Below are 12245 nucleotides of genomic sequence, written 5' to 3' on the forward strand. Positions count from 1 at the left end.
GCCCCCGTGGGCAGCGAAGCGTAGGATCGTACCCATGACCGCTACTCTCACGCCCGAGAAGTACGACGAGGTCACAGAGGCCCTCAAGGACGTCATGGACCCCGAACTGGGGATCAACGTCGTCGACCTCGGCCTCATCTACGACCTCGCGTGGGACGACGAGAACGACGCGCTGGTCATCCACATGACGCTGACCTCAGCCGGCTGCCCGCTCACCGACGTGCTCGAAGAGCAGACGGCGCAGGCGCTGGACGACGTCGTGGAGCGGTTCCGCATCAACTGGGTGTGGATGCCGCCGTGGGGCCCCGAGCGGATCACCGACGACGGGCGCGACATGATGCGCGCGCTCGGCTTCGCGATCTGACCGGCCAGGGTTTCGGCGGGTGACGCCGCGACGCTCGCCTGCCCGAGTGATCGATAGGCTCGGAAGGTGAGCGTCACCCCCCTTCAGGCCTTGCCCATCGACGAGCTGCGTCAGCGTTCCAGCACGAAGTGGCGCAAGTACGGGCACGACGTCCTGCCGTTCTTCGTCGCCGAGACGGACTACCCGCTCGCTCCGGCGATCACCCGGGTGCTTGCTCGCGCCGTGGAGCTCGGCGACACCGGCTACACCCCTCCGGAGCCGGGGCTCAGCGCGGCGTTCGTCGGCTTCGCCGACCGCCGGTGGGGCTGGACCGTGGATCCGTCGCACGTGTTCTGGACCGGCGATGTGATGATGGGCGTCGTCGAGATCCTCCGCCTCGTCATCGAACCCGGTGACCGTGTCGTCGTGATGCCCCCGGTGTATCCGCCCTTCTACGACACGGTGGAAGAGGCGCGCGGCGTCGTCGAGCGCGTCCCGCTCGTCGCGGGCGAGACGGGCTGGGAGATCGATCTGGCCGGGGTGGAGGCATCCCTCGCCGACGGCGCGCGCGCCGTCCTGCTGTGCAACCCGCACAACCCGACGGGCACCGTGCACTCCGCCGAGCAGCTCGCCGCCCTGGCCGACCTCGCCGAGCGCTTCGGTGTGCCCGTCATCAGCGACGAGATCCACGGCCCGCTGGCGTACCCCGAGAAGCCCTTCACGCCGTTCCTCACCGCGTCCGAGTCTGCGCGCCGCGTCGGCTACGCCGTCACCAGCGCCAGCAAGACGTACAACCTGGCCGGCCTGAAGTGCGCGGTGATGGTCGCGGGCGGCGATGCGCAGGCGAAGCTGCTGCGGACGCTGCCGTGGGAGGTCGAGTGGCGCACCGGACTTTTCGGAGCCCTGTCGAACGTGGCCGCCTACGGACCCGAGAGCGACGAGTGGCTGGAGAGCCTGCTCGCCGCGCTGGCCGCCAACCGCCTCCTGCTCGCCGAGCTGCTGGCCGCCTCGCTCCCGGAGGCGCGGTATCTGCCGCCCGACGCGGGATTCCTGGCGTGGGTCGACCTGTCGGCGTACGGCTGGGGCGACAACCCTGCGGTCAAGGTGCTGCGCGAAGCGAAGGTGGCGCTCCACCACGGGCCGCTGTTCGGCGCCGAGGGCAAGGGGTTCGTCCGCATCAACTTCGCCTGCGCCCCTGAGCTGCTGCGCGAAGCGGTGGAGCGCATGGGCGCGCTCGCGCGATCGTGACCGACCCCAGCGATCCCGGCATCTGGCACACCCGCTACGTCTGGGTGACGGTCGGCGCCGTCGCGCTCATCTTCCTCGCGGCGATGCAGTCGCTCGCCGTCACGACGGTCATGCCCGTCGTGAGTGCCGACCTCGACGGCGACCGGCTGTATGCGGTCGCCTTCGCGGGCACGCTCGCCACGAGCGTCATCGGCATGGTCGTCGTCGGGGCGTGGTGCGACCGCGGGGGAGTGCTCGCCCCGCTCACCACGGCGGTGGCGCTGTTCGTCGTGGGCCTCGTGATCGCGGGCGTCGCCCTCACGATGCCCGTTCTCGTCGCCGGACGTCTCGTGCAGGGGCTCGGCACGGGCGGGCAGACCGTCGCCCTGTACGTCGTGGTGGCGCGGGTGTACCCGAGCATCCTGCACGGCCGGGTGTTCGCCGCGTTTTCGGCGGCGTGGGTCGTGCCGTCGCTGATCGGACCCTTCCTGGCGGGCGCGGTGACCGAGTTCCTGCACTGGCGGTGGGTGTTCCTCGGGGTCGCGGGGCTCACGGTCATCGCGTTCGCGATGGTCGTCGCACGCCTGTACGGACTCCCGCTGCACACCGACCAGCCGGCCACCGGGCGCATCGCGCCGCGCGTCGCGTGCGCCGTCGCGGTGGCGGTGGGAGCCCTGGGCCTCAGCCTCGCCGGAGAGCTCGGGGCGTGGGCATGGGCGGCGGTGGCGGCATCCGTCATCGTCATCGGGCTGGCCGCGAGGCCGCTGCTGCCGCGCGGGACGCTGCGGGCGGTGCGAGGCCTGCCGAGTGTGGTGCTCATGCGCGGCCTCATCGCGGGGGCGCTGTTCGGCGCCGAGATCTACGTGCCGTACCTGCTCATCGACGACTATGACTTCTCGCCGACGTTCGCGGGCCTGGGACTCACGGCAGCCGCGCTCGCGTGGGCGGCCGCGGCCGACGTGCAGGGGCGCTTCGGCGATCGCATGGGCAACACCCGGATCACGCTCATCGGCACGGCGCTGCTCGTCTCAGCGCTGGGCTTCGCGCTGTTCACCGGGCTGCTGGGGCTGCATCCGGCCGTGCTCATCGCCGGCTGGAGCTTGGCCGGCGCGGGCATGGGTCTCATGTATCCACGCCTCACCGTACTCACGCTCGCCTACTCGACGCCGCAGAACCAGGGGTTCAACTCGTCGGCGCTGTCGATCTCGGACTCGGTCGGATCCGCCTCGGCGATCGCGATCGCCGGGCTCGTGTTCACCGCCCTCGCGGGAACGGGCGCCGGGTTCCCGGCCGTTTTCGCCATCACCGGAGTGCTGGCGCTCGCGGCGCTCGTGCCGGGCCTGCGCCTCGGGCATGCACACGAGGCGGCGTCGGTGCGCTGACCCTCGCGACGGACAGCCGGCGGCGCCAGCCAACCCGGCGGCGCTCAGTTCTCGGCGCGCCCGAGACGCCAGTACCCCATGAAGGCCACGGCACGGCGGTCGACGCCGCGCTCCGACACGAGGTGGCGGCGCAGCGCCTTGATGGCGCCGGCCTCCCCGGCGAGCCATGCATAGAGGCGGGCGCTCTTCAGCGCGGCGCCTCCCTTTGCGGTGCGCGGCACCTCCCACAGGATGTCGGCGTCGATGTCGACCTCTTCGACGTCGGCGCCGGCGCCCGCCGGTGCGAGTTCAGCAGCCGCCTCGGCCACCGCCGTCATGAGGTGCGCATGCCGGTCTTCACCCGTGCGCGCACCGATGCGGTAGTCGAATCCGTGATGCCGCGGCAGGTAGGCGGCATCGTCGGGGTGAGGGAGCTCCACGGCCACGACGCCGCGCGCGTCGGGAGGCAGCTGCTCGAGGATCGCCGCGATCGCGGGGGCCGCGGTCTCGTCCCCTGCCAGCAGGATCGCGTCGACCTGCGCGGGCGGGACGAAGTCGATCCCGAAGCTGACGCCCTCGTGCCCCGTGGTGGGGGCGAAGATCAGCACCTCGTCGCCGAGGCGCGCGTGAGCGATCCACTCCGAGGCCGGGCCGAGGACGTCGTGCGACACCATGTCGACGTCGACCTCGCTCACGTGGTTGCGCACGTAGCGCGTCGTGTAGGTCCGGAACGGCAGGCGCCGCTCTTCGGGAAGGTCGCGCCACTGCATGTACCAGTCGTCGCCGGTCGGCATGGCGTCCAAGGACGCGCCGGGGGTCGGGAACACGATCTTCACGCGCTGGTCGAGGCCCGGGTCGCCGTAGTCGGCGAGGTCGGGACCTCCGAAGGTGAAGCGACGGAAGCTCGGCGTCACATCGGTGATCGCCGTGACACGGGCGCGGAAGAAGCGGTAGGGGACGTCGGGCTCAGCCATCGAGGACTCCAGTCAGGATCGGCGCGGCGGGGAACGGACTGCGCGGGGCGGCGTCGGGGGACGCCACGTGGTGACGGCCGCGGGGGAGGACGATGGGCGCGCCCGACACCGGGTCGGTGACCACGAGCGAGTCCAGCTCGAACACCTCGCGGATGAGGTCGGCCGTCATGATGTCGCCGGGGGCGCCACTGGCGACCACGCGACCCGCGCGCAGCGCGAACAGGTGATCGGCGTATCGTGCGGCCAGGTTCATGTCGTGCAGCACCATGACGATCGTCGTGCCGCGTTCGCGGTTGAGGTCGGTGAGCAGATCGAGCACCTCGACCTGGTGCGCGACGTCGAGGAACGTCGTCGGCTCGTCGAGGAGGAGGATGTCGGTCTCTTGCGCGAGGGCCATCGCGATCCAGACGCGCTGACGCTGGCCGCCCGAGAGCTCGTCGACGGAGCGGTCCGCGAGATCCTCGATGCCGGTCGCGCTGAGGGCGTCGGCCACCACCGCGTAGTCCCGCTCGCTCCAGCTCGCGAGCAGCTTCTGGTGGGGGTGCCGGCCACGGCCGACGAGGTCTGCCACGGCGATCCCCTCGGGGGCGACGGGACTCTGCGGCAGTAGGCCGAGCGTCCGGGCGACCTCTTTCGACGGCCGGCTGTGCAGCGCCTTGCCGTCGAGCACCACCTGGCCGGCGGCAGGTGCGATGAGGCGCGCGAGGGCGCGCAGCAGCGTCGACTTGCCGCATCCGTTCGCCCCGACGATGGCGGTGATGAGGCCGGGCGGGACGTCGAGATCGAGGCGATCGACGATGGTGCGGTCGCCGTAGCCGAGGGTGACCGCCTGCGCCGCGAGCGTGTGCGTGGCGGAGGGGGTGCGGGATGCCGTCATAGCGAGCCTCCGGAGCGGTTCGTCCTGATGAGCAGGTAGATGAGATACGGGGCGCCGAGCACGCCGGTCACGACACCGACCGGATAGCGGCTGTCGAAGGCGAACTGACCGAGCAGATCGGCGACGAGCACGAGGAGCGCCCCCACGAGGCCCGACGGCAGCAGCAGTGAGCCGCCCGGACCGACCAGGCGCGCGGCGATCGGGCCGGCCATGAACGCGACGAACGCGATCGGGCCCGACGCCGCGGTGGCGAAGGCGAGCAGGATCACCGCCGCCACGATCGCGACGATGCGGGTGCGCGACACCTTCACCCCGAGGCTCGCCGCGGTGTCGTCGCCCAGGCGCAGCGTGCCGAGGCCGCGACCCTGCGCGAGCAGCAGCGGCACGAGCACGACGCTCGCGAGCGCCAGCGGGAGAACCGCCTGCCAGGTCGCGCCGTTGAGGCTGCCGGCGAGCCAGCGCATGGCCGACTGCAGATCCCACGCCGCGGCGCGGGACAGGACGTAGGTGACGACGCTGTCGAGCATCGCGGCGACGCCGATGCCGATGAGGATCAGGCGCGTGCCGGCGAACCCGCCCTTGTCGGACAGGAGGTAGATCGCGAGCGCGGTGAGGAGGGCGCCCGCGACGGCGAGCACCGACACGAGCGTCTCGGAGAGCGACAGCACGACGATCCCGAAGACCGCCGCGGCGCTCGCCCCGGAGGTGATGCCGATGATGTCGGGCGAGGCGAGCGGATTGCGCAGCATCGTCTGGAACGTGACGCCCGCGATGCCGAACGCGAACCCCGACAGGATCGCGAGGCTGGAGCGGGGGAGCCGCAGCTCGCCGACCGTGAACGAGGCGCCCGGCACGGTCTGGCCGAGCATCACGCGCACGATCTCGTCGAGGCCGTAGAAGGAACGGCCGACCATCAGCGAGACCGCGAAGGCAATGACGATCGCGGCGGCGAGGATCGCGGTGACGAGACCGCGGCGGCGTGCGCGGCGCCGCCGGCCGGCGGCGACCGTCGCGGGGGTCGCACGCTGCGCCGAGGAGGCGGATGACACGGGCAGGAGGGTCGAGGTCACAGTTCCCGCACCTTCTGGCGTCGCACGATCCAGATGAAGAACGGTGCACCGATGAGCGCCGTCACGATGCCCACCTCGATCTCGGGGCGGGCGACCACCCGACCGACCACATCCGCGGCGACCAGCAGCGCGGCGCCGGCGACGGCCGAGAACGGGAGCAGGAAGCGGTGGTCGGTGCCGACGAGCAGCCGGCACAGGTGGGGGATGACGAGCCCGACGAACGCGATCGGGCCGGCGACGGCGGTGGCGGCGCCGCACAGGACGACCGCCCCCGCCGATGCCACGAGCCGGGTGCGCGCCACATGCTCGCCGAGGCCGGCAGCGAGCTCGTCGCCCAGCGCCAGCGAGTTCATGCCGCGCGCGGAGATGAGGCATACCACGGCGCCCAGGGCGAGGATCGGGGCGACCACGGCGATGCGGTCCCATGTCGCCCCGCCGACGCCGCCGATCTGCCAGAACCGGAACGTCTCGACGATGTCGATGCGGGGGAGGAGGATCGCGCTCACGAGCGACATGAAGGCGGCCGATGCGGCCGCTCCGGCGAGCGCGAGCTTGAGCGGGGTCGCGCCGCCTCTGCCCAGCGAGCCGACACCGTAGACGAACACGGCGGCCGCGGCCGAGCCCACGATGGCGACGGCGATGAATGCGTAGGGGTCCGACATGCCGAAGAACGCGATGCCGATGACGACGGCGAGCGCGGCACCGCCCGAGACGCCGAGGATGCCGGGATCGGCGAGCGGGTTGCGCGTCACCGCCTGCATCGACGTGCCCGACATCGCGAGGGCCGCACCCACGAGCACCGCGAGCACCGTGCGCGGCAGCCGCGCGGCGACGGCCGCGGGGGCGATCCCGTCGGTGTCGCCGGCCAGCCCGGCGAGGATGTCGCCGAACGACACGGCGCGCACGCCGATGGCGACGGATGCCGCGCACAGCGCCGCGAGCACGCCCAGCGCCACGACGAGCCACAGCAGCCGGACGGTGGCCGGACGCCGCAGGGCTGCGGCATCCGGCGCACCGGTGGGTGCCTCGGTCGTCTCGGCGACGCTCGTGCGTTCGCGCTCGGTCAGCGACACGGACGGATCAGCCGAGGGCGCCGGCGAGGAGGGCGAAGTACTGGTCGATGCCCCAGCCGATCGACAGCGGGGACGGGTTCGCCGACGCGGCCAGCGGGGTGGACTCTTCGAGGATCGCGATGCGGCCCTCGGCGATCGCCGGGATCTGCGACAGCAGCGGGTCGGCCTGCAGCTGCGGGATGATCGAGCCGTCGGCGTCCCCGTAGGTGACGAACACGTCGACGTCGGCGAAGCGGTCCGCCTCTTCGGCCGAGACGCTGGTGTAGAACTCGCTCGTGCCCGCTGACTCCTCGGCGACGACCTCGGGAACCGGGATGCCGAGGTCGGCGAGGAAGCCGGGGCGCGTGTCGAGCGTCGTGTAGAAGCCGATCTGGCTGAAGTCGGACGGGTCGATGTACGAGAAGAGCACCTTCGCGTCGGCGAGCTGGGGGTGTTCGGCGAGCGCGGCGTCGACGGTGCCGTGCAGCTCGTCGATGAGCGCGTCGCCCTCGGCCGCGAGCCCGAGCGCGGCGGAGTCGAGGCGGATCATGTCTTCGTACGACGTGCCCCAGGCCTTGTCGGGGTACGCGACGACCGGCGCGATCTTCGACAGCGTGTCGTACTCCTCCTGCGTGAGACCGGAGTAGGCGGCGAGGATGACGTCGGGCTGCGTGTCGGCGACGGCTTCGAAGTCGATGCCGTCCGTCTCGTCGAACAGCACGGGCGTCTCGGCGCCGAGCTCGTCGAGCTTGTCTTCGACCCACGGCAGGACGCCGTCGTTGTCGTCGTCGCCCCAGGTGACCTTGGCCATGCCGACGGGCACGACGCCGAGGGCGAGGGGCACCTCCTGGTTCGACCATGCGACCGTCGCCACTCGCTCGGGCCGGGATTCGATGACGGTCTCGCCGTACGCGTGCTCGATGGTCACGGGGAACGCGGCGTCGGTGCCCGACCCGCCGGAGGCGGCGTCGGCCTTGTCTTCGGCGGTGCCGGCGCAGCCGGCGAGGGCGACGGCGGCGACGGCAAGGGTCGTGAGGGCGGCGGCGGGGCGGGACGGGCGCACGGGAGTCCTCCGAAAGAGAGTTAGGTAAGGATGCCCTAAACCAGGGCTAGTAAGGGCAACCTTACCCAGCGTCCTCTCAGATTGCCAATTCGTGACGCAGGCGGACGAGCCCGAGCGCCCACGCCAGCAGGGCCACGGCGATCGCGGCCGTGACGACCGTCGTTCCGACCACGAGCAGCAGCGCCACGCCCGTCACGCCGGCGATGACCGCGAGCGCGACGTGGCGCGCCGAGCCGGTCGCGGGCGGCGGCGTCGCCGCTTCGACGCGTGCGGCGAGCAGCGCGACCGCGGCCGTCGTGGCGAGGGTCACGGCCAGCCACACCGGGCGCGTGAGCCACCACCACGCTCCGTCGACGGTCGGCAGCGGCATTCCCGTCGTGAGCGCCCAGAGGGCCGACAGCCCGGCGAGACCCAGCAGCACCGGCATGTGCCACAGGTAGACGGTCATCGCCCGCGGGGTCACGAAGTCGACGAACCGCTGTGCCGGACGCTGCTCGGCCAGCCGGCCGAGGTCGCCGCGCAGCAGGGAGAACAGCGCGGTGTGCGCGACGCCCACGAGCAGCAGGGCCGTCGTCGGCGGGTTGATGTTCGCGACCAGATCGGGGGAGTGGATGCCGCTCGCGAACGACACAGCGAGCGCGACGATCGCGCCCACCGCTGCGAGGATGCGGGTGCGGCGCGGCAGCGCGTCGATGCGTCCGTCGGCGAGGAAGAAGCCGAGCTGCTGCAGGGTGAGCCACACGAACGCCAGGTTGAAGAAGCCGAGCGCATCGAGTCCCGAGACCGCTCGGCCGACATCCATCGCCGTGGCAGCCCCGGCGAGGATCGCGATCACGGCGAACGGCGCGCGCTCATGCAGTCGCAGCAGCACCGGCACGAGCGCCTGGCAGACCAGGAAAACGCCGAGGAACCACAGCGGCTGGCCGAACCGGTACCCCGCAAGAACGACCAGATCGCCCGGCACGCCGGCCGCCCCGAGCACGGCTAGGAGCGCCCCGACGACCCCGATGGTCACCGCCGCCGGGCGCAGCAGCCGGTGCACCCGGCCCGACACGAAGGCGACGGCATCCGATCCGCGTGTACGTGCCCGCCGATACGCGGTCGCCGCCGAGAAGCCGCCGATGACGAAGAACAGCGGCATCACCTGCAGAACCCAGCTGAGCGGGACGATCCACCACGTGCCGTCGCTCGCGTTGACGAACGAGGGGAGGCCGCCGGCCACTCCGACGCCGACCATCATGGCGTGCAGCACGACGACGCCGAGGATGCAGGCGGCGCGGACGAGATCGATCGCGCGATCGCGGCCGCGCGGTCGCAGTGCGGATGCCGCGGGCGCGGTGATGGCAACGGTCATGGCTCCTCCTCGGGGGACGTCGGTCCCCGAAGGCTAGGAAGCCGGTGCCCGCGGCGGCATCGCACCATGGTGCCGTCGTGGTCTCACCCCGTGGAGGGAGGGGCGTCAGGATGCCGGCTCGACCAGACCCGCGTCGTACGCGAAGATGACCGCCTGAACACGGTCCCGTGCGCCGAGCTTGGCGAGCACCTTGCCGACGTGCGTCTTGACGGTCTGCTCCGAGATGAACAGGTCCGTCGCGATCTCCCCGTTCGAGCGGCCGCGGCCGATGAGCGTCAGCACCTCCCGCTCGCGCTCGGTGAGCTCGTGCAGGACCGCTGCCGCCCGGCCGGCCCTCGGGCGCCGCGCGGCGAAGTGCTCGATCATGCGGCGGGTGACGCTGGGTGCCAGGAGCGCATCTCCGGCGGCGACCACCCGCACCGCGTGCACGAGCTCTTCGGGGAGCGCATCCTTCAGGAGGAACCCGCTCGCACCCGCCTCGAGGGCGTCGTAGACGTAGTCGTCGATGTCGAAGGTGGTGAGCATCAGGATGCGGGGAACCCGGGCGGCCGGATACGAGGGGCCGAGGATGCGCCGGGTCGCCGCGATGCCGTCGAGTTCGGGCATCCGCACGTCCATGAGCACGACGTCGGGATCCGTGCGCGCGGCGAGGGCGACCGCCTGCGCACCGTCGGGCGCCTGGCCGACGACCCGGATGTCCTGCTGGGCGTCCAGGAGAGCGGCGAAGCCGGCGCGCACCATCGCCTGATCGTCGGCGATGAGGACGCTGATGCTCACGTGTGGTCTCCGAGGGTCGGCTCAGGCGGCCGCGGTGCCGGCGGCGGGACCGGAAGCACGGCCTTCACCGTCCAGCCGCCGTCGGCGTCCGCGGCGGCGTCAACGCTACCGCCGACCAGCGCCGCGCGCTCGGTCATGCCGACGAGACCGTGTCCGCGTGGCGCGGCCGGCGCGGCGGTGGCGACGGGGGAGGAGGGCGCATTGCGCACCCGGATGCGCACGGCGTCGGCATCCGCATCCATCGTCAGGGTTATCGCGGCACCGGGGGCATGGCGCACGGCGTTGCTCAGGGCCTCTTGCACGATGCGGAACGCCGCGATGCCCACGGTTTCGGGAACGGCGCGGGGTGTCGCCGGGTAGGTCGCCTCGACCTCCGCGCCGGCGCGCCGCACGGTCTCGACGAGGGCGGGGATGTCGTGCAGCCCCTGCTGGGGAGCGAGATCGGCGACGTGGTCGTCGGTGCGCAGCACGCCCAGCAGGCGGCGCATCTCGGCGAGCCCGGTGCGCGCGGTCTGGGCGATCTCGTCGAACTCGCGCACGGCGTCGTCGGGAAGGCCGGGGACGCGGTACTGCGCCGTGGAGGCCTGCACCTGGATGAGCGACATCCCGTGGGCGACGACGTCGTGCAGTTCGCGGGCGATGCGTGCGCGCTCCTCGACGACGACGCGCCGGTCCTGCTCACGCGCTGCGAGCTCCCGCTCCCGCGTGAGCTCGGCGCCCACCCGCAGCCGACTCGCGACCAGCACGGCGACGAGCAGCGCGGCCCCCGACACCGACGTCACGATCACGAGGTTCACGATGGCCGCGACGACCGGCACGGCGTCCGACAGCGCGATCACGGCCGCGAGGGTGCCGCCGATCACCACGAGCCAGGCGACCAGCGCGAGCCTCCAGCCGTGGACGATGGCGAGCACCGCCACGAACGCGACGAGCACGAGCATCGCCGGCACCGACCACGGCCACGGCCAGGAGGTGCTGCCGTTGCCGGCGATCGGCAGCGGCAGCACGATCGCGGCGACGGCGAACATCGCGATCGCCCAGCGCGGCCACCGCACGGCGATCAGCGGCGCCGCGCACAGCAGCGCGCCGAACAGGAACGTGAAAGCCGCCGGCTGGCCGTACAGCGAGATCGCCACCGGCACCAGCACCGAGAACAGGGCGCCCACGACGACCGCCAGAACGCCGAACGCGATGCTCCGCGGTGCGGGGCGGCGGCGGTGCGCCGGCGCGGGAGGCGCGGCCGGTGGGGCGGGAGCCGGAGGAGGGGTGTCGCTCACGATGTCATCCTGTCAGTCGACGCACACGACCGAGGCGGTCGATGCGCCGGTGGGAGAACCGGGGGCGGCGGCGCGGCGTGCACGCCACACGATCACGCGGTCGATCACGAGACCGAGGGCGAGCGCCACCACGATGCCGAGGCCGGCGCTGAGCAGCGGCTGATCCTTCAGCCACGCGCCCGCCAGCAGACCGATCGCGATGCTGTACGCCGCCCAGCATGCGCCTGCGCACACTGCGAGTCCCGCGAATCGCCGCCACGGGTAGCGCAGCGCCCCGGCCGACAGGTTGACCGCCACGCGGCCCACCGGGATGAACCGGGCGCCCAGGATGAGCCCCGCGCCCCGCCGCTCGAGCGCCGAGCCCGCCCAGGCGAACGCTCCGGCCACCTTGGGCCGCCGCATCCACGCGAATCTCGTCGTGCCCGTGCGCCGACCGATCGCGAACGCGATGTTGTCGCCCGCCGCGGCGCCCGCGGCCGCGACCGCTCCCAGCAGCAGCAGATCGGGACGCCCCGTGGATGCCGCCACCGCCGCCGCGGCGACGAGCACGGTCTCGCTCGGCACCGGCGGGAAGAAGCCGTCGATGAGCGCCACGGCGAACATCGCGGCGTACAGCCACGGTGAGGCGACCGCCTGCAGGATGATGTCGGAGATCAGGTCCACACCGGCACGGTACGCAGCCGTCGGGGCCGGAGGCATCCCTCTCCGGTACCGTCCGCATCCCTCTCAAGTACCAGTCCGTATACTGGATGGCTGGCCAGTCGGCCGCGTACTCACCCTTCGACGGAACGGACATCCGCTGTGCTCGCCGTGCACGACCTCGAGATCCGCGTGGGCGCCCGCGTGCTCATGTCGGACGTCTCCTTCCGC

12 protein-coding genes are annotated in these 12245 nt (G+C 72.3%); 3 read left to right on the forward strand and 9 right to left on the reverse strand.

Annotation, left to right across the window (positions count from 1 at the left end):
* Positions 1-34 precede the first annotated feature (34 nt).
* The 3 genes from ACTHNQ_RS07230 (at position 35) to ACTHNQ_RS07240 (ending at position 2952) form a co-directional block, all read left to right on the forward strand.
* The gene (locus ACTHNQ_RS07230) at positions 35-364 is read left to right on the forward strand and encodes a metal-sulfur cluster assembly factor (protein ID WP_018170657.1); all 330 of its coding nucleotides are present in this window, start codon (positions 35-37) and stop codon (positions 362-364) included.
* Positions 365-430: 66 nt separating this feature from the next.
* Positions 431-1591, forward strand: a complete 1161-nt coding sequence (locus ACTHNQ_RS07235; RefSeq protein WP_440332371.1) for a MalY/PatB family protein — start codon at positions 431-433, stop codon at positions 1589-1591.
* Complete coding sequence (locus tag ACTHNQ_RS07240; protein WP_440332373.1) at positions 1588-2952, forward strand: MFS transporter; 1365 nt, start codon at positions 1588-1590, stop codon at positions 2950-2952. Before ACTHNQ_RS07235 ends, ACTHNQ_RS07240 begins: the two co-directional genes overlap by 4 nt.
* 44 nt (positions 2953-2996) lie before the next feature.
* Here the strand turns inward: ACTHNQ_RS07240 and ACTHNQ_RS07245 are convergent, their stop codons facing one another.
* From ACTHNQ_RS07245 to ACTHNQ_RS07285, 9 genes are all read right to left on the reverse strand, one after another.
* Positions 2997-3905 carry a siderophore-interacting protein gene (locus ACTHNQ_RS07245; RefSeq protein WP_440332374.1) on the reverse strand — a complete coding sequence of 303 codons (909 nt, stop codon included), beginning with the start codon at positions 3903-3905 and terminating at the stop codon, positions 2997-2999.
* A complete protein-coding gene (locus tag ACTHNQ_RS07250; protein ID WP_440332376.1) occupies positions 3898-4782 on the reverse strand; it encodes an ABC transporter ATP-binding protein in 885 nt (294 codons plus the stop codon). The genes ACTHNQ_RS07245 and ACTHNQ_RS07250 overlap by 8 nt, the downstream gene beginning before the upstream one ends.
* Complete coding sequence (locus tag ACTHNQ_RS07255) at positions 4779-5831, reverse strand: FecCD family ABC transporter permease (RefSeq protein ID WP_440332377.1); 1053 nt, start codon at positions 5829-5831, stop codon at positions 4779-4781. The genes ACTHNQ_RS07250 and ACTHNQ_RS07255 overlap by 4 nt, the downstream gene beginning before the upstream one ends.
* 17 nt (positions 5832-5848) lie before the next feature.
* Positions 5849-6925, reverse strand: a complete 1077-nt coding sequence (locus ACTHNQ_RS07260; RefSeq protein WP_440332379.1) for a FecCD family ABC transporter permease — start codon at positions 6923-6925, stop codon at positions 5849-5851.
* Positions 6926-6932: 7 nt separating this feature from the next.
* Entirely contained in the window at positions 6933-7967 is a 1035-nt protein-coding gene (locus ACTHNQ_RS07265; RefSeq protein ID WP_440332381.1) for an iron-siderophore ABC transporter substrate-binding protein, read from the reverse strand.
* Positions 7968-8043: 76 nt separating this feature from the next.
* A complete protein-coding gene (locus ACTHNQ_RS07270; RefSeq protein ID WP_440332383.1) occupies positions 8044-9321 on the reverse strand; it encodes an acyltransferase family protein in 1278 nt (425 codons plus the stop codon).
* A gap of 105 nt (positions 9322-9426) precedes the next feature.
* Positions 9427-10098: a response regulator gene (locus ACTHNQ_RS07275; protein WP_440332385.1), complete on the reverse strand. Its 672-nt coding sequence runs from the start codon at positions 10096-10098 to the stop codon at positions 9427-9429.
* Positions 10095-11375 (reverse strand): histidine kinase, encoded by a 1281-nt coding sequence (locus ACTHNQ_RS07280; RefSeq protein WP_440332387.1) that lies wholly within the window; start codon positions 11373-11375, stop codon positions 10095-10097. Before ACTHNQ_RS07280 ends, ACTHNQ_RS07275 begins: the two co-directional genes overlap by 4 nt.
* A gap of 12 nt (positions 11376-11387) precedes the next feature.
* Positions 11388-12038, reverse strand: a complete 651-nt coding sequence (locus ACTHNQ_RS07285) for a DedA family protein (RefSeq protein WP_440332389.1) — start codon at positions 12036-12038, stop codon at positions 11388-11390.
* Positions 12039-12245: the final 207 nt, after the last annotated feature.

Origin of the sequence: Microbacterium sp., assembly GCF_051953575.1 — a bacterium.
In the GTDB taxonomy this organism is placed as follows: domain Bacteria; phylum Actinomycetota; class Actinomycetes; order Actinomycetales; family Microbacteriaceae; genus Microbacterium.

What these genes read in the sequence shown, in the direction of transcription:
- ACTHNQ_RS07230 (WP_018170657.1), top strand. Translation starts at nt 35, where the DNA reads ATGACCGCTACTCTCACGCCCGAGAAGTACGACGAGGTCACAGAGGCC.
- ACTHNQ_RS07245 (WP_440332374.1), bottom strand. Translation starts at nt 3,905, where the DNA reads ATGGCTGAGCCCGACGTCCCCTACCGCTTCTTCCGCGCCCGTGTCACG.
- ACTHNQ_RS07250 (WP_440332376.1), bottom strand. Translation starts at nt 4,782, where the DNA reads ATGACGGCATCCCGCACCCCCTCCGCCACGCACACGCTCGCGGCGCAG.
- ACTHNQ_RS07270 (WP_440332383.1), bottom strand. Translation starts at nt 9,321, where the DNA reads ATGACCGTTGCCATCACCGCGCCCGCGGCATCCGCACTGCGACCGCGC.